11 protein-coding genes are annotated in these 18,780 nt (G+C 56.9%); 8 read left to right on the forward strand and 3 right to left on the reverse strand.

Translation table 11 applies throughout. The annotated features are described in order from the left end of the window. The 4 genes from SCARR_RS06555 (at position 1) to SCARR_RS06570 (ending at position 6,708) form a co-directional block, all read left to right on the forward strand. The gene (locus SCARR_RS06555) at positions 1-2,250 is read left to right on the forward strand and encodes an HzsA-related protein (protein ID WP_136060702.1); all 2,250 of its coding nucleotides are present in this window, start codon (positions 1-3) and stop codon (positions 2,248-2,250) included. Between the two features lie 628 nt (positions 2,251-2,878). Next, positions 2,879-4,024, forward strand: a complete 1,146-nt coding sequence (locus tag SCARR_RS06560; protein ID WP_136060703.1) for a Gfo/Idh/MocA family protein — start codon at positions 2,879-2,881, stop codon at positions 4,022-4,024. A 61-nt stretch (positions 4,025-4,085) separates the two neighbouring features. Beyond that, on the forward strand, positions 4,086-5,522 hold the full coding sequence (locus SCARR_RS06565; protein ID WP_136060704.1) for a divalent metal cation transporter: 1,437 nt from the start codon (positions 4,086-4,088) through the stop codon (positions 5,520-5,522). Between the two features lie 100 nt (positions 5,523-5,622). After that, positions 5,623-6,708 carry a Gfo/Idh/MocA family protein gene (locus SCARR_RS06570; RefSeq protein WP_136060705.1) on the forward strand — a complete coding sequence of 362 codons (1,086 nt, stop codon included), beginning with the start codon at positions 5,623-5,625 and terminating at the stop codon, positions 6,706-6,708. 118 nt (positions 6,709-6,826) lie between these two features. Here the strand turns inward: SCARR_RS06570 and SCARR_RS06575 are convergent, their stop codons facing one another. Together SCARR_RS06575 and SCARR_RS06580 are read right to left on the reverse strand one after the other, a co-directional pair. Further along, complete coding sequence (locus tag SCARR_RS06575; protein ID WP_136060706.1) at positions 6,827-8,176, reverse strand: Gfo/Idh/MocA family oxidoreductase; 1,350 nt, start codon at positions 8,174-8,176, stop codon at positions 6,827-6,829. Positions 8,177-8,190: 14 nt separating this feature from the next. Next, positions 8,191-9,597, reverse strand: a complete 1,407-nt coding sequence (locus SCARR_RS06580) for a Gfo/Idh/MocA family protein (RefSeq protein ID WP_136060707.1) — start codon at positions 9,595-9,597, stop codon at positions 8,191-8,193. Positions 9,598-9,798: 201 nt separating this feature from the next. On the opposite strand from SCARR_RS06580, the gene SCARR_RS06585 reads away from it, so the two are divergent. The 3 genes from SCARR_RS06585 to SCARR_RS06595 are packed head-to-tail and all read left to right on the forward strand — an operon-like array spanning position 9,799 to position 12,118. Next, positions 9,799-10,566: a 3-keto-disaccharide hydrolase gene (locus SCARR_RS06585; RefSeq protein ID WP_136060708.1), complete on the forward strand. Its 768-nt coding sequence runs from the start codon at positions 9,799-9,801 to the stop codon at positions 10,564-10,566. Continuing rightward, positions 10,566-11,201, forward strand: coding sequence for a 3-keto-disaccharide hydrolase (locus SCARR_RS06590; RefSeq protein WP_168433061.1), 636 nt, complete (start codon positions 10,566-10,568; stop codon positions 11,199-11,201). Before SCARR_RS06585 ends, SCARR_RS06590 begins: the two co-directional genes overlap by 1 nt. Then, positions 11,201-12,118 (forward strand): 3-keto-disaccharide hydrolase, encoded by a 918-nt coding sequence (locus SCARR_RS06595; protein ID WP_136060710.1) that lies wholly within the window; start codon positions 11,201-11,203, stop codon positions 12,116-12,118. Before SCARR_RS06590 ends, SCARR_RS06595 begins: the two co-directional genes overlap by 1 nt. Positions 12,119-12,310: 192 nt before the next feature. Here SCARR_RS06595 and SCARR_RS06600 read toward each other — a convergent pair whose 3' ends face one another. Next, the gene (locus tag SCARR_RS06600) at positions 12,311-14,026 is read right to left on the reverse strand and encodes a PTS sugar transporter subunit IIA (protein WP_168433062.1); all 1,716 of its coding nucleotides are present in this window, start codon (positions 14,024-14,026) and stop codon (positions 12,311-12,313) included. Positions 14,027-14,327: 301 nt separating this feature from the next. Here SCARR_RS06600 and SCARR_RS06605 point away from each other — a divergent pair, with 301 nt between their 5' ends. Then, the gene (locus SCARR_RS06605) at positions 14,328-18,779 is read left to right on the forward strand and encodes a GEVED domain-containing protein (protein ID WP_136060712.1); all 4,452 of its coding nucleotides are present in this window, start codon (positions 14,328-14,330) and stop codon (positions 18,777-18,779) included. Position 18,780: the final 1 nt, after the last annotated feature.

The following is an 18,780-nucleotide window of genomic DNA, read 5'->3' on the forward strand; positions in this document are numbered from 1 at the left end:
ATGCTTATTCCCTCAACCATCCGAAAACTCACCGGGGCCACCTTGCTGCTCGCAGGAATCAGCCATGCGGAATTCCAACCGCAAGCCGCGCAAACGCTGCTGGATGCCGGAGTCAGGGAACTGCTGTTCACCAAACGCTTCACGCTCGACGCCAATCATGTCTACACGGAATACGTAAACAGCAAATGGAAGCCGGGCGGCAACATTTTCGTCCTGAACCTCGAAACGGGAAATGAGCGCGAACTCGTCCCATCATTGGCGGGCGGTGTGTTTAACCGGTTCGATCTTTCGTTCGACGCAAAAAAAGTCGTGTTCGACTATAAGAAAAGCAATGGCGAGGGCTACCGCATCTATGAAGTGAACATTGACGGCTCCGGCCTCAAACAACTGACCTTCCCCGAGCCCAACGAACAGGAGCTGATCGAAAAGTACAGCAGCAAGGGCTACCATCATGGCACGGACGATCTGCATCCGTGCTGCCTGCCCGACGGCGGCATCGTATTCGCCACCACCCGCTGCCAATATTCCATTCTCTGCAATTCTTCAGACGTTTTCACCACCAAAAACCTCTATCGGATGGACGGCGACGGGAACCATATGCGGGCGCTCAGCAACAGCTCGGTTTCCGAGGCGTCGCCAGTGGTGATGCCGGACGGTCGGATTCTCTACCACCGTTGGGAATATGTCGACAAAGCCGCCGGAAACCTAAAGTGCCTGTGGGCCATGAAGCCCGACGGCTCGGCATCGGTCGAAATCTACGGCAACACCATCAGCCACCCGGAAACCATGATTTATCCGCGCCCCGTCCCCGGAGCGGAAAACAAGATCGCCATGCTCGGCACCACCCATTGGGGCCCCAACAATGCCATGGGCACGGTCATTGTCGTCGATACCAGCAAGAACATCCGCTCCACCGAAGCCATGGAGTTCGTCACCAAGGATGTCAACGCGCTCGGCCACGCCGGCTTCTACTTCAAGGATGAAAACGGAAAATGGTTCATGGACAAGACCGGTACGCTCGGGCGGCTCTTTAAAGATCCCTACCCGCTTTCCGAAAAGCTGTTCATCGTTTCGCATAAGCCAAAAGGACTGAAGTGGAACGAGCCGGCGGGATACGATCTTTCCCTCCTCAACGAAAACGGAGCCGACACGCTGCTCTATCGCGATCCGGCCATCTCCTGCTGGCACCCCTTCCCCCTTATGCCTCGCAAAAAGCCACCCGTACCCGGAAGCGACCTGTCCGAGAGCGAGCATGCCACCTGCGTGGTTACCGACGTCTATGAAGGCATGGAGCAAGTAGAGCCCGGAACCATTAAACACCTGCGCATCATGGAGCAGGTGCCGCGCCCCTGGGCGGCGCGCAACACTTGGTTCAAGAGCGACCGCGACGGCATGGCGCATACGGCGCTCGGGCACGGCATTCTCGGCCTAAAGGTTCAGCACGGCATCGTTCCGGTTGAGGCCGACGGTTCCGCCCACTTTACCGTTCCCTCCGAACGAAACATATATTTCCAAGCCTTGGACAAAAACTATATGGCGATCCAAACGGAACGCACCTATGTGAACTACATGCCCGGCGAAACCCGCAGTTGTGTCGGGTGCCACGAACTGCCGAACAGCGCTCCTGCTCATCGCGGAAAAGTTCAGGCCCTGACACGCGCCCCGTCCACGCCCCAACCGCAGCCCGGTGAAGAAACCGCCCAAAAGGTGTTCGACTATCCCCGCCAAATCCAGCCGATATGGGACGCGCACTGCATCGAATGCCATGGAAACATAGATCCCAAAGCCGAACTGAACCTGACCGGAAATCCCGCGGGAACCTACAGCGTCTCCTACAACAACCTCGTCCGCCGCCCCAAAGGGCGCCCCGGCCTGCTCGGCAGCCGCGAATTGCTCAACGAAAACGTCGGCTCTGCCGGCATTGAATATCTGCCGCCCTATTCCTCCGGATCCCCCACCAGCCTCCTGCTGGCCATCCATGCAAACGGCCGCTTCAAGCTCCGCGACCCTGATCAAGCCGCCTTGGCTCGCCGGCAGGCCATGCGGCACCGGGGCGTCGCACTTTCCGACGAGGAATTCATCCGCATCGCCAATTGGATCGACGCCAATGGCCAATTCCACCCGTCCTACTGGGGGCGCAAAAACGCCAAATTTGCAGAACACCCGAACTATCGACCGGAAGTCACGCTGGCCGATGCCGTCAGCCGAAGCGTCCCGCCTTCTATCGCGACGAACGAAGCCAACAACTAATACGGTCAGCCAATAAGGTGGGATTTCTTTTATTGCTTACGTCGCTCCAGTCTCGCTTCGTGTCTGTTCCGCGTTTAGAAACATTGCATACGTGGCTTGACACAGACTTTAACGCTACTATGCTTAAGGCGCTCTTGCTTGAGACCTCACAGTCAAATAGGACGTTTTCCTTCGCAAGCTCAGGTGAAACGTCTCTACACCAAACGAAGGTGTAGTATCGGTTCACCGGCCGAAGGGCGGAAAGCGATCTTTCTGTGGAAGTCGAATGCATGACAATTCAACAGGCGCTCCGCCTGCCCCGTGCAACGCAAAAAATGGAGCGCGACGCTTCGTCGTCGCCCAAGAGGACGTGCTTCCCGCTCATCCCCAGATGCGATGTAATGCTCCACTGAATGCCCTGCCCTGCATCAGCGTCTGTCCGCGTGATCTGCGGGCAGCAGAAAATCGCTCGGGCACGCTGAAGCTTGGACTACGTACGATAGGTGGAGAAGGCATGTAGTCCAGCCTTTAGGCTGAATCAGCTGAGAAGAAACCTGCAAGATGCAATGCAGTTCAAAGTTTCAACCACCCCACGGTTGACATAGTCGCCCCTTAATTGTTACTTTAAATGACAAATTAAGGACCTCTTATGAAAATAGGCATCATCGGACTCGGAAACATTGGCCGGGTACATGCAAAAAACATTCAGGACGGCTTGGTCGAAAACTGCGAAATCGTCGCCGTCGCGAACCAGCCCATCGAGTCGATGGATGACTTTAAAGCCCAGGGCATTGCCTGTTTTGACGACGGATCGGCGCTGATTAAATCCGGTTTGGTGGACGCCGTACTGATTGCCCTGCCCACGGCGCTTCACGCCCCGCTCGGCATCCAGGCGTTGGAAGCCGGCCTTCACTTAATGATGGAAAAGCCCCTCGCCTGCCATAAAGCCGAGGGCGAACGCATCCTGGCCGCCCAGCAGCGCGACGACCAAATTGTTTCGCTGATGATGAACCAGCGCACCCATCCCTGCTACGTCAAGATTAAGCAGTGGATCGACGACGGCGCGCTCGGCGAGCTGCAGCGCGTTTCGTGGACGATGACCAACTGGTTCCGCCCGGAAATCTACTACCAGTCCAGCGCATGGCGCGCCACGTGGAAGGGCGAAGGCGGCGGGGTTTTGATGAACCAGTGCCCGCACAACATTGACGTGCTCCAGTGGCTCGTCGGCATGCCTTCGAAAATCCGCGCCCACTGCTCCTTCGGGAAATACCACGACATTGAAGTGGAGGACGAAGTGAACGCCTACTTTGAATTCCCCAACGGCGCGACCGGCCAATTTTGCGCCAGCACCGGCGAAGCCCCCGGCAGCAACCGGCTCGAAATTGTCGGCGACCTTGGAACCGTCATTACCGACGGCAACGAAGCCAAACTGATCTGCAACAGCGAATCAGTATCCGCCTTTAGCCGCAGCACCGATGAAATGTTTGGCTGCCCTGAAACCAGCGAAAAGGTTTTCCAACCATTGGAAGCCGTCAACCAGCACGCCGCCATCCTGAACAACTTTGTAAAAGCCACCCGTGGCGAAGCCGAACTAATCGCCCCGGCCGTTGAAGGCCTCCGTTCGCTGGAGCTTGCCGGCGCGATGATTTATTCCTCGTGGATCAACGATGCCGTTGAACTGCCGCTCGACAGCGAGGCCTACGAAGCGGCGATAAACGAAAAGATTGCACAGTCCAAACCGCGCGAAGTGGTGCAGACGACGGCCAAAGTGGATATGTCGAAATCGTATAGATAAGAACCCTGTCACACCTGCGCAGGTGTGACACATATTGGTGTTGAACAACTAGGGGAAAATTATGAGCGAAGATAAAAGTCAAAAAGGGCTCCCGATGACCGGGAAATGGGATCCTGCCATTCTGGCCAAAGAAGTTGCCGAACTGGATGCGCTGGAAACCGCGCCGTTTGGAACCAAGGTTAAAGGATATCTAAAACGCACCGGCCCCGGCCTGCTCCAAAGCGCGATGACCCTCGGAGCGGGCAGCGCGGCGGCCTCGATTGTTGCCGGCGCCTACTACGGCTACTCCCTTCTGTGGGTTCAGCCGCTTGCCATGTTCCTCGGCATCATGATGCTCGGCGCGCTCGGCAAAGTGGTGCTCACCTCCGGCGAGCGCCCCTACAAAGCGTTTGGCCGCGAAATCAACAAACCGCTTATTTTCCTCTGGGCATTGGGCACCGTAATGGCGTCGGTCATTTGGCACTTTCCGCAATATGGACTGGCTGCCGGAGCCGCGCGCGATTTGGCGATCCAAATGGGTGGCATCACTGAAAACGCGGACGGCTTTACCGGCGTCGGCTTGGCCACCAGCTGGGGCATTGGACTGCTCATCCTCGGCATCAATATTTCCACTACTTGGAACTATGGGAAAGACGCCAAAGGCATCAAAATCTACGAATGGTTCCTGCGCGGCACGATCGCCATTGTGGTCCTGATGTTCGGCGCCGTGGTGGTGAAGACCGGCATCAAAGTGGATGTGCTCAAGGAGTGCAATTGGGGCTTCGGAATGCCGACCACCGCCAAAGGCGTCACCACCGTGCTCGGCGCCATCGGCGCGGCAGTCGGAATCAACATGACGTTCCTCTACCCCTACACCCTGCTCGCCAAGGGCTGGGGAAAATCGCACCGGAAACTGATGCGCTGGGATTTGGCGCTCTCCATGTTCCTGCCTTTCATTCTCGTGACGTCGCTAATCATTATCGCCATGGCCAACACCGTCTATCCGCTGGATCCGTCCACGCCGCTCAAGCCGCTGGACGCGGCGCAGGCGCTGGTTCAGACCATGGGCCCGATTGGCCGCGTCATCTTCGACCTCGGATTCATTGCCATGACCTGCGGCGCCATCAGCACGCACATGGTCGTTTGCGGATTCACCATCTGCGAAATGTTCGGCCTTGAATACACTACCAAGCGCTTCCGCATGTTTGCCCTCGTTCCAGCCATCGGCATTCTGGGCGTCATCACCAACACCCCGATGTGGATGCCCGTTGCCGCCTCGGCCGTTTGCTTGACCATGCTGCCGATCGCCTACGTGATCTTCTTCATCATGAACAACAAGCGCAGCTACATCGGCGACGCCGTCGGCACCGGCTGGAAGCACGCTCTCGTGAACATTATCCTGCTGGTCGCCATTGCCATGGCCACCATCGGCGCGGCCATCAAAATCAAGGGTGGCGTAATCGACAAGGTCCGCAACGCCCGCAAAGCGCCAGTCGAACAACCTGCAGAACTAAAATAAACAACGATCTTCTACAGAAGCCCGCAAAGAGCGCAAAGAAATTCATTCATCCCCCTTTGCGGACTTTGCGTCCTTCTGTTTAGAAAAGTGGAACTGAAATATGAGCAAACCAAATATTGCCAACGGCGCAACTTATGCCCCGACCGCAGAAGCTGAAAAAGTGGTGAAGCCCGGCGAGTTCGCCTTTGCCTCGGCCTATCTCGACCACGGCCACATCTACGGGCAGGTCAACGGCCTGCGCGACGCCGGCGGCACGCTGAAATGGGTCTACGATCCCGACCCCGAAAAGGTGGCCGCCTTTCTCGAAAAGAACCCCGAGGCACAAGTCGCAGATTCGTATGCGCAACTGCTAGGTGATTCCGAAGTCAAAATGGTCACTGCCGCCGCGATTCCGAACAAGCGGGCCGAAATCGGCTTCCAGGCACTGGAAGCCGGCAAGGACTACTTTACTGACAAGTCGCCCTTCACCAACCTGTTGCAGCTTGAAGCCGCGCGGAGAAAAACGACCGAAACCGGTCGTCGCTACATGGTCTACTACAGCGAGCGCCTGCACAACGAAGCAGGAATGAAAGCCGGCGAGCTGATTGCCGACGGCGCCGTAGGACGCGTGCTTCAAGTCGTCAACCTGGCGCCGCACCGGCTGAGCAAAGACATCCGTCCCGACTGGTTTTTCGACAAAGAGCAATACGGTGGCATCATCACCGACATCGGCTCGCACCAGCTTGAACAGTTCCTTGCCTACACCGGTGCAACGGATGCGGAGGTCAACTTTGCCCGCGTTGAAAACTTTAACAATCCCGACAAGCCCGGGCTGGAAGATTTCGGCGAAGTTTCGCTGACGGCCGACAACGGCGCATCATTCTACTGCCGAATGGACTGGTTCACGCCCGACGGGTCGCCCGTCTGGGGCGACGGCCGCACCTTTGTGGTTGGAACCGAAGGCACGCTGGAAGTCCGCAAATACATGGACCCGTGCCGGCAGGCCCCCGACAGTCGCATTTTCCTGACCAACGGCGAGACGCAGCAGGAAATCGAATGCTTCGAAAGCGTTGGGTTCCCCTTCTTTGGCGAGCTGATTCTCGACAGCCTCAACCGCACCGAACACGCTATGACCCAGGCCCACGCCTTCAAAGCCGCCGAGCTGTCGCTCAAAGCGCAGGCGCTGGCGGATGGACAGGAATTTTGATTTTTGATTGCCGGGTTTTGATTTGTGGAACTCAATCGGCATTGGCCTCTCTAAAGAAAAGCTGTCGCAAACCCTCAAATCAAAAATCAAAATTCAGCAATCAAAATTCACAAGCTTGTCAGAGCTTGTAATATTGCTCCCAACCCTTGCGGACATCGTCCTGCAACAGGCTGTTGGCCAGTTCATTGTTGGTGATCTGTTTGGTCTTTCGGTCAAACTCGAGCGTGCCTCCGAGATGTTGGGCAATGCAGCCGAGATTGAGCACCTGCGTCAATGGACCGGCCACGGAGAACGGTGAATTGGTTTGTTCCTCGCCCCGGCAAGCTTTCAAGAAATTCATGTAGTGGTTGGAGTTCTTGCCAAAATCCTTCGGCAGTTTTCCGGCAACCAACAACTCGCGCATCTTTTCGTACGGGATAACCTGCAAGGTTGAGCCATGGCTGCCTCCTTGGAAAATGTATTCCTTGCTGTAGATAAACTTGCCCGGCCCTTTCAGCTGCCGCCCGGCAAACTCCTCGGGCACCGGTGGCTTGTTGTTCTTGCCGTCGTACCAATCGATGTCCATCGACGGCATGCCGTTGCGCGCAGGGAAGGCAAAGTTGATGGTTGATTCCATCGGAAAGATGAAGTCGTTTCGACCTTCTAGTTTTTTTGCAGAAATGGTTTCAGGCAGCCCCAAGTCCAAAAACTGATGGATGGTGTCGAGAATGTGCGCGCCCCAGTCGCCAAAACATCCGGTGCCGAATTGGTGCCAGCCGCGCCAGTTCCCCGGGTGCAGCTTATTGCTGTAGTCAATCGCCTTCGGGGTAGTACCCTTCCATAAATTCCAATCGAGGTTTTCCGGCTTGATTTCGCCGGTCGGGAATCCCTGCACATCGCCCCACGGATGCCAACGGCGGCCTTTGTTCATGTAGGCGTCAACATGGGTGACGTCCTTAATGATGCCGGCCTCTTTCCATGCCTTGAACTGATAGTAGTTGTTGTCGGAATGGCCCTGGTTGCCCATTTGCGTGACAACGCCGTATTTTTTTTCGGCGCGCATCATCAGCTCCACTTCCTGGAACGTGCGAGCCATCGGCTTTTCAACATAAACGTGCTTGCCCAACGACATCACCGTCATGCTGGCCGGAAAATGGGAAAAGTCCGGAATGCAGACGAGGACCGCATCGATCTCGTTCGCCATTTGGTCGAACATGACGCGGTAATCCGTGAACTTTTTCGCGTCCGGAAACATTCCTTCGGATGCCGCGGTATGCTTGCTGCCCAAGGCCACATCACAAAGCGCGACAAAATTAGCGATCCCGGTTTGGTTCATCGACTTAATGACACCGCCGCCCCGACCACCGATACCGATGGCGGCCACGTTCACCTTCCCGTTGGCGCCGAGCACCCGTCCGGGAATGAGGGATATGGAGGCCGTGGCTCCAGCCGCCAACGTAAGATTTCTTCTTGAGATAGAACGTGTCATTAAATATTCCTCGATTAGATTTTGTAGTATTGTTCCCAACCTTGGCGGACGTCGTCCATCAGATAGCTGTTAGCCAGTTGGTCATTCGTGATCCGCTTGGTTTTTCGGTCGAATTCATATTCTCCGCCGAGGCGCTGCGCAATGCAGCCAAGCGCGAACATCTGGCAGAGCGGGCCGGACACGGAGAACGGCGAACGCGTCTTTTCATCACCACGGACCGCGTTAATGAAGTTGGCGTGATGGTCGGAATGCTTGCCATAGTCCTTGGAAACCTTTCCGTCGATCAGCATCTGCTTGAATTTGTCGTATGGAACAATCTGCAGCGGGCGCCCATGGGTGCTCCCCTGGAAAACGAGATCCTCAGAATAAATAACTTTTCCGTTCCCTCTGAATTTCTTGTTGCCCATTTCCTTGGGGGTCGGCGCATAATTGCCTTGACCGTCGTACCAATCGATATCCATGGCCGGCATTCCGTTTCGTTCCGGGAACGCAAAATTAATGGTGGACTGGAGCGGGAAAACATAGTCGTTGCGCCCGACCAGTTTCTTTGCTGAGAATTTTTCCGGCAGGCCCAGATCCAGAAACTCGTGAATGGTGTCTAGAATGTGCGCACCCCAGTCGCCGAAACATCCGGTTCCGAACTGATGCCAGCCGCGCCAGTTTCCGTAGTGCAGGCGCTTGTTGAAATCAACGTGCATCGGGGTTGTTCCCTGCCAGACCGGCCAGTTCATTCCGGGCGGAATGGTTTCGGACGCCGGGAAACCGGCGATCTCGCCCCAAGGGTGCCAGCGGCGCGACGAGTTCATCTGCGCGTCAACATGCGTAACGTTCTTAATGATGCCGGTCTCTTTCCAGAGTTTAAACTGATGATAGTTATCGCCCGAATGCCCCTGATTCCCCATCTGTGTAACGACACCGTACTTCTGCTCGGCATCCATGAGTAGCTGACATTCCTGAAACGTACGCGCCAGTGGCTTTTCCACATAAACGGGCTTGCCCAGCATCATCGCCGCCATAGCGATCGGAAAATGAGAATGGTCGGGAACCCCGATGCATACAGCATCGATTTCATCCCCCATTTCGTCAAACATTTTACGGAAATCGCGATACTTCTTCGCATTGGGGAACTTCGAGGCCGCGGTGGCAGGTGTTGCCCCTTCACTCATCCAGCCTTGCACCGAATATTTTTCCACACCTTTAGGAACTACCGGAGAATCACTGTCGATATCCACATCGCACAGTGCAACAACGTTCACCCCCGGTTGTCCGCCAATCGCACGTAGAATGTTTCCGCCCTGCTGGCCAATGCCGATGGCTGCAAGATTTATCTGATTGTTCGCGCCTAGCACTTTTCCGGGGATGAGAGAGTAGGTTGCGGCCGCACTGGCGGTCATTAGTGTTTGTCTTCTAGAAATTTTCATTCCGTCGTCTCCTTTAGTGGCCGTTAGAACATGGTTTTCCAATAAGTGAAAACAATCTAACGATTGGCGCTTGCAAAAGCAACCCCTATTTGTAATCTTCAGTGACAAATATTGGTCGCACTGTCCATTATCACTTGTGGGATGCGTCAGAAGCGGTATATCAGTTACAAAAGGAACGATACAAACCAGGAGAATCATTCCATGAAGAAGACCCTTTTTATTACGGCATCAAGCGCCCTTCTATTACTTGCTGGGTGCACCACGCAACAAGTAGATCAGCAGGCCAATACGATTTCGGAAAGCCAGCAGCAATACATCAAGAAATATGAAAAACAGAAGGTTGTCCCAAAACCGGAAGACATGCTGCTGAACACCGAAAAAGAGCCCAAGCTGAAGAGAGGGTTCACCCCCCTGTTCAATGGAAAAGATTTGACCGGCTGGACTCCAAAGGGCGGGAAATGCACGTTCGAAGCGATTGACGGAACAATCAAAGGAACCTGCATCAAAGGCTCGCCAAGCACCTACCTCTCCACCGACAAAGCCGACTACACTGACTTTATTTTCACTTGCGATATGAAGTGGGAAGTTACCAGCAACTCCGGCGTCATGATGCGCGCACAATCCAAGCCCGGTGAAAAAGGTGAAACCGTTTTCGGCCCGCAGTGCGAAATGGAAGGGTTTTCGCAGGACCGCGGCTGGTCCGGCGGCATTTACGGGCAGGCCTGCGGCGGATGGTACTACCCGCTCTGGCTCGAAGCTCATGCCACGGTCCGCAAAGCTCTAAACGAAGGAGAATGGAACCGAGTAACCATTAAAGCACAAGGCGACACGTTCAAAACCTGGATCAACGGCATACCTGCGGCAAACTGGAAAAACGAAGAATACAAACAGGGATTCTTCAGCCTGCAGGTTCATGCCGGCAAAGAAGGCACCATCCTATGGCGCAACATCAAAGTGAAGGAACTGTAATGAAAACAATCGCACGCGTACTCATTCTGACCGCATTGACCGGTGGTTTAACGTTGCAGGCCGAAACGGGCGGCTGGGTTGATTTGTTTGACGGAGAAACTCTGACCGGTTGGAACAACCCTTATGAATGGGGAGAATCCAAGGTCGTGGACAGCGAAATCCAGCTGATGGCCAATAAAAAGTTTTTTCTCTGCACCGAAAAAACCTACTCCGACTTTATCTTCGAAGCCGAAATACTGATGCCCGAAAGCAAATCCAACTCCGGCATTATGTTTCGCTGCCATGTCGAGCCCAACAAAGTCTATGGCTACCAAGCCGAGTGCGACACCTCCGAACGCGCCTGGTCGGGCGGCCTCTACGATGAAGGCCGCCGTAAATGGCTCAACCCGCGCAAACCCAACGATTCCCCCTCCGGCAACGCCTTCCGCGAAAAAACCAAAGGCTCCTTCAAGCGCCACGACTGGAACAAATATACGATTCAATGCGAAGGCCCCCGCCTGCGCATCTGGGTTAACGGCGTGCTCTGCACCGACTATACCGACGACCTCGACGCCTCAGGCTACATCGCCATCCAGCACCACGGCGAAGACGGCCAACTCTACCGCTTCCGCAATATCCGCATAAAGGAGCTCTAATGAAATCATTGATCCTTACCCTCTCCATCTGCTCTGTCTTAATGACTTCCGCCGCGAAACCCGGGCCTACTCCCGTTTACATGAGCGAAGCGGAGGCGGCCGGCGTGGTTCCAAATTTTAAACTGATTGGCGAATACCTCGCCAAGTCGGGTGGCACGGCTGTGCAAGCCAATCTGCTCAAGGACGGCGATTTTTTGGTCGCCACCTATCAAGGCGGACTACCGGGCGACGGCTGGGACCAATCCCCCATCAAATCGGAAAAGCTGGCACCGGAAGCCTTAAAAACCTTGATTGCCGGTTATGCGAAAGCGGAACGCTCCAGCCCGACCCTCGGCATGCGCGCCCCCGACGGCGCCGTGCTGGTTTTTCCGGACGACTTTTCCAACATCAAAGACGGCCTGCTTATGGCGGGGGGGAAGACGCTGAAGGATTTGAGTTCGTTTTCGATGCACCTTGAGTTTATGCAGCCGCTCAAGCCGGGAAAAAACCCTTCCAGTCAGGATCGGGGGAACAGCGGCATCTACATCTTCAACAACTATGAGATTCAAGTGATCGATACCTTTGCACTCGACTACGAGAATCCTGACAACAATGCCATTAAAACTGAGTCGCTCAACAAGCAATGGTGCGGATCACTCTACAAACAAAAGCTTCCCGACGTCAACATGACCTACCCGCCTCTGCGCTGGCAGACTTACGACATCGACTTCCAAGCCCCCGAGTTCGAGGGTGGCAAGAAGGTTAAGAACGCCCGCATCACCCTTTTCCACAACGGCGTAAAGGTCCACGATGATTTCGAGCTGAAAACCGGCACAGGAAACGGCGCAAAAAAACCGCAGCTCGCCAAAGGGCCGGTCTTTTTCCAGAACCACGGCAACCCCGTCGTCTACCGCAACGTCTGGGCGACCGAGCTTTAAAGGCGTGGGACCGGATTGCCATTTCATTGCTTTCGTTCCTCAAGCCTCGGTGAAACGCTCCCGTTGCTCACTATTTGCTACACAAATTATTTTCGCTTCGCTCAAGCGCGTCCAATCCGGCGCCTCCATCCGCAAGACACCGGATTGGAATCCACCGCCACGAAAAAGGATGCGTCATTTCCTAATTCCCCGCTAATCGAGAAAATAGTTGTAGTCGCGCGCTTCCTTGCTTTCGATGACCTCCATCGCATCCTCCGGACTGATGGCGGCGATGAGGCGGGAGCGGATGGCGTCGTCACGGACCATGGAGGAGAGGCTGGAGAGCACTTTGAGGTGCATGTCCTTCTTATCCTCCGGCGTGATGATGAGCATAATGATTTTAACGGGCTCGCCGTCGGGCGAATCAAAATCGATGCCGTCGCGGCAGATGGCCATCACCCCTTGGATCTCCGGCCCTTTTTCAATATGGCCGTGCGGAATGGCAATATTCCGCCCCATGCCGGTGGACATATCCTTTTCGCGGTTCACAACGGATTGGTAGAGCTCTTCCTGGGTGATGTGCTCAACACGGTGCGTGCGCATCATGAAGGCCACCAGCTGGCGGATGGCGTCCCACTTGTCGGCCGCCTTGAGGTTGACCACAATAAACTCCTCGGCCAAAAACTCAACGAGGCGCTCGCGGTCGCGCCCGGCCTCGCCGGAGCGCGCCAGCGCCGCCTTGGTGCAGAACGGGCCGGCAATTTCGGCCAAGGTGACGCCCGCCAGAATAATCGCGCTCACCGCCTGTATGATCTCTGCGGGAATGTAGGCGTCATTGCTGAGCAGAATCACCAAGCCGATCGCGATGCCGGACTGCGGATAGAGCGCAAACGACATGTTTTGCCAAATGCGGCGCGAGCACTTTCCGAGCAGCCCGCCGAGCGCGGCGCCGATGCTCTTGCCCAGCACGCGCGCGAAGAAATAGATCAGCGCCAGCACACCGACCGCCAGCATGGCGTCGATGTGCAGCGAAACGCCGGCCAGCGTAAAGAAGCAGACATAGAGAATCGGTTCGAGCGGCACCAGCGTGGTCAGCTGCCGTTCGGCCACCTCGGAGCTGTTGCCCAGAAAGACGCCGAAGAAAAGGTTGACCAGCAGCGGACTGAGCTGGAGATAGGCAGCGAGTCCGTCGAGCAGCATGATGGCCAGCAGGATGGTGGTGAAGTCGTGGAACTTCGGCTTGCTGACCAATACCTTGCAGATCCAGCCGGCGGCCAAACCAAGCGCCAAGGCGCCGACCAGGTGGTAACCGGAAAGAATGAGCGCGTCGTCGATCTTGCCGGCGGTTTCGCCGCTTTCGAAATACGACGTCACAAACGTGCGCATCATTACAAACAGCAGGATGCAAAGAATGTTGTTGAGCGCCACGGCCGAGATCAGCGTTTTTACAAACGGCCCTTTGGCGCGCGATTCGCGGATGAGCGCAATCGTCGTGGCCGGCGCGGTGGAAGCGGATATGGCGCCGAGCAGGCAGCTGGTCGGCCAGTCCATCCCGAACAGCCGCGCCGCCGTCATTACCGTGACGACCGAGCACCCGACTTCGAGCAGGGAAATGCTGATGATGCGACGCAGCGAATTGTGGATGCGGCGGTAAGACAAATGGCCGCCGATGCTGACCGCCACCAAACTCATGGCAAAGGTGGAGAGGGGCTGCAGATCGTGCAGCTGCTCGTGCGTGCCGATCAGCCCGAGGCAGGCAGGGCCCACCACCACACCGCCGAAAATATTGCCGGTCACGTGCGGCAGCTTCAACAGCTTGGCCACCCATCCGCCGGCAAAGCCGGCTAGAATCAGAATGCCGACCACCAGAAACGGGCTTAGGTGCTCGGTGTGCAAGATTGAATCAATTATTTGCTGCAGTGCTTCCACTGTTTCCCTTTCATGCAGGAGGCATATCCTACGGATTTTTAGCAGTGTGGCAAAGCGCCCGCCTGTTGGCAAGAAATCAAGATGAAATCTAAATACGCCGTCCGAATGCAAGCTCCTTTTTCGGAGGTGCATCACGTCCTGAAAATATGCCTTTAATGATCCCCTTATATACCTACAGAATAATAAGCATTAATTCTCGACACTTTTTAAAATCAGCGCTAAACCCGATTTATTCGGAAGCAAGGAGAGATAACATTGTAATCAAATTAACCGCCCGCAGGGGCTTAACTGGGGAGAGACCATGAAAGCACGAGCATTCCGCACCACGCTGCTCATCGCAGCCCTTTCCATTGCAGCCGTTTCGCTGCAGGCAGCGCCGTCGCTGCCCATCACCGAACCTCCGATTACCTCCACCTACCTCGATGGTCCGCCCGTCGACCCCGGCTCCACCAACGGCCAATGGTTTATCGATCTCGAAGGCAACGAGGAATACCGTCCGTACGAGTTCCACGACAACCGGCTCGACTTCGCTGGCGGCGCAAGGGAAGTCGATGCCATCTACGGCTATGTGATCTACGGCTCTCTTCAGTATTCCACCGGTGCCGCCGGAGTCTACGGCGACCCCATCATCGGATTCAAGATGGAAGCCACCGTCTTCAATGACACCCCCTCGTCCATCGGCGATGACTCCCTGTCGAGCAACCAGCACGGCGAGTCGCGTCCGGCTGGAACAGATCGCTATGTCGGCACACTGGAAGACGCCAAACTGTCGGCAGAGTTCGCAATTGCCGATATCAACACCCTTCCAGCAGTCTTTGCCGGTCCCTATCTGGTCCCGCAGTATCCCAGCTGGATTATTGCCGATAACGAAGATCAATTAGGCTGGTATTGCTGGAATCCGCAGGAAACACAAGGTATCGGCGGCGCGGGGGACTACTACGTACCCACTTGGGATTTCGGTGATATTAATATCGGCCAGTCAGTCTCGCGCACCCTCTCGTTCTCCATCGACCCGCCCATGGATTCTTCCGATCCGAGATATGGAACCATCTATGCTTCCGAACAGGACGGCACCGATCTGTTTGCCAATCGCACAACTTCGCTGAAAATCAGCACATGGATTGAAAGCCTCGCGGGCGACAACTGGATGCCCTACCCCGAAGAACCGCTCCGAGGTTCCGACGTCTCCGTCTTCCACAACGAAGAGCCGCCCTACGACCCGACCCACAAGATGCACTGGCCGCAGCTGCCCGACCCCAACGGCTGGGACGTGCGCGCCTGCAACGGCAACTACAATCCCGACGACGGCCTCCGCAAAATCCTGGCCGACGATTTCCGCTGCACCTCCAACGGCCCCATCACCAAGATCACCTTCTGGGGGTCGTATAAGAACGATGACTATGAAGATGAACAGGGCGACCTCTTCGGCGGCATCACCAACCTCCACCTCAGCATCCATAAAGATATTCCCGCAGGCGAGCTCGCCCCATGGAGCATGCCGCAGGAGCCCCCCGAATGGCAGCGAGACATCGACCCCGCCAACCCCCCTGTCGGCTGGATCGTCGAGGTGGTGCCCGAGATCCCGTCGCTGCAAGGCTGGTACGACCCCAACACCCAGGAGGTCGAACCCGAAAACCACTGGCAATACTTTCGCTACGAGGTCACCCTTCCCTCCGATGAAGCCTTCGTGCAGACCGCCGGTGAAATCTATTGGCTCGACCTAGCCGTCGAAACCCTTTGGCAGACCTGGGGCTGGAAAACCTCCGTCTCTGAGCACTTCATGGACGATGCCGTCTGGACTGATCGGCCCGTCACCAACCAGATGCAATGGCAGGAACTGGTCGACCCTATCACCGGCGAGTCGCTCGACCTCGCCTTCGTCATCGACGGCGGCGAACCGCAGGAAGACGAGTATGACTGGGGCGACGCCCCCGACCCGCTTGTTGGCACCGGCCCGGGCAACTACCAGACTCTCGCGGCCGACAACGGAGCGGTACATCAGATTGTTCAAGGCGCGCCCTATTTCGACGACGTCTCGATGCCGCAGACCGACCAGCCCGACGGCGAACCCGACGGGCAACCCGACCCGAACGCTCTGGGCGACGACATGAACGGAGCGAAGCCCGACGACGAAGACGGCATCATCATTCCCTTCCTAGCCGCAGGCCAAACCGCAACCATAACCATTACCGTCGATGACGGCGCAGCAGGCTCCGGCGCGGGCGGCGCCTATGTAGATGCCTGGATCGACTACAACGCCGACGGCATTTGGGGGCCGTTGGAGCAAATCTTCAGCGGCTGGATGATCCAAGGTCCAAACCCAATGACCGTCAGCGTTCCGGCCAGCGCCACGCTGGGTCAAACCTTCGGCCGCTTCCGCATCAACAGCCTGGCCGCAGGCCTCCCGTCCGTCGGCGTATGGCCAACAGGAAGCATGCCCGACGGCGAAGTCGAAGACCACGAGGTCTTCATTGAAGAAGGGCAGGAGCTGGACTGGGGCGACGCCCCCGACGCCGCCGGTGCGGTCGGCTTCAACACCTTGGCCGGCAACAGCGGCGCAAACCATGCCATTATTCCCAACTTCATGCTGGGTACCCTGATCGACAACGAACCGAACGGACAGCCCACAGGATTAGCCGACGGCGACGACATCAATGGTGCCGTTCCCTACCCGCCGGGCGACGAAGAAGGTGTGGTCTTCACCTCCCTCATCGTTCCCGGACTTCAAGCTACGTTGCAGGTGACCTTGACATCGACTGCGCAGGCGTATCTGGATGCATGGATGGACCTCGACGGAAGCGGAACCTGGACTTCAGGCGACCAAATATTCACCTCCTATGTACTGAATCCTGGCGCCAACATTTTGAGTTTCCCGGTGCCTAACACTGCGGTTCCCGGAACCAGCTATGCCCGCTTCCGTCTCAGCACGGCCGGCGGGTTGCCTGCCACGGGCTACGCCTCCGACGGCGAAGTCGAAGACTACATGGTTGTGATAGAAGATCCGATCGACTGGGGCGATGCGCCAGATGGTCCCTACCCGACGCTGTCCATCAACGGCGGCGCCAGCCACATCATCCTTGGTGGCGGACTCAACCCGACGCTCGGCGCGCTTGTGGACCCAGAGCCAGACGGCCAGCCAACCCCAATAGCCGACGGTGACGACCTCGACGCCTTCTATCCATCGCTGGGCGATGACGAGGACGGCGTTACCTTCGCGACGCCGTTCATTCCCGGTACGGTAGCCCAGATCAATGTGATGGCCAGCGGCCCGGCCGGCTACCTCCAATGCTGGGTCGATGCCAATGGCAACGGCCTCTGGACTGATCCAGGCGAGCAGGTGCTCACGGATGTGCCGCTGACGCCCGGCAACAATTCGCTGACGTTCGTTGTTCCGCCGAACGGCACGAGTGGTTACGTCTATGCAGGCATCCGCTTCCGCTACAGCAGCGCCCGCGGCCTGACCTTCACCGGCCCGGCACAGGATGGCGAGGTGGAGGATTACATGGTGGATGTCTACCCGAATTCGGATATCGACTGGGGCGATTCGCCCACCGGCTACCCCACCCTGGCGGCCAATAACGGCGCCCACCATGTTATCATGTCCGGCATGTTCCTCGGCAACCAAGTGGATTCCGAACCCGACGGCCAGCCAAGCATCAATGCGGACGGCGATGACAATGACCTCCTCTATCCGTCGCTGGGCGACGATGAGGATGGCGTATTCCTGACCTGCGCGACGCTCATGCCTGGCGGCTATGCATCCGTCGATGTGATCGCGTCGCAACCCGGCGTGCTGGATGCGTGGATGGACTTCAATGCGGACGGCAGCTGGGCGCAGACCGGCGATCAAATCTTCAGTGGCCAGCCGCTGAGCGCCGGCGTGAATTCGTTGCTCTTCCCGGTTCCGCTCACTGCCGCCTGGGGCCCCGGCTACAGCCGCTTCCGTTTCACCAGCGGCGGCGTGCCGTCCTACACCGGATTGGCGCTCGATGGCGAGGTCGAGGATTATGAATTCCTCATTTCCAGACTCGTAAGCGGAACCGACTTTGGCGATGCTACGAATTCATACCCAACCCTGCTGCCGACAGGGGCCCGCCACACCATCACGGCCGGGGTCATGCTTGGAGCGACGATCGATCCGGAACCGGACGGCCAACCCTCTCCGGCGGTATTGGATGACAACGTGGGTCTTGACGACGAGGATGGCGTCACCTTTACCTCGAAGATCGTGGCCGGATCGAACGCCACGGTGAACGTGGTGGCCGGGGTCTCGGGCGGGACGCTTGATGCCTGGATCGACTTCAACGCCGACGGCTCATGGTCGGCGGGCGAAAAGGTTCTTGGCTTGACGGTAGCGCCCGGGCTGAACAACCTTAGCTTTACCGTTCCGCAACCTTCGGCGCTGGGGCCAACCTTCGCCCGCTTCCGTATTTCCTCTGCGGGAACACCGCTTCCGAGTGGAAGCGCCGCCGACGGCGAAGTGGAAGACTACTATGTGGAACTGTACCAGCCCGCGCCGACCAACAACATCGTCATCACCAACCAAACATTCAATGCGTCGCACGCGGTTTCGACCAACGAGTGGACGGTTGAAAGCGGCATCACCTACCAGATGGAATCGAGCACCAACCTCGTGACCGGCCCGTGGGTGCCCGCAGGCCCCTCGATCATCGGCCCAGTCAACTGGCAAACCAACAACATGGCGGCGGAAACGTCGAAGTTCTACCGCGTAATCGCGCCGTGGACGCCATAGT

Source organism: Pontiella sulfatireligans, assembly GCF_900890705.1.
Lineage (GTDB): Bacteria > Verrucomicrobiota > Kiritimatiellia > Kiritimatiellales > Pontiellaceae > Pontiella > Pontiella sulfatireligans.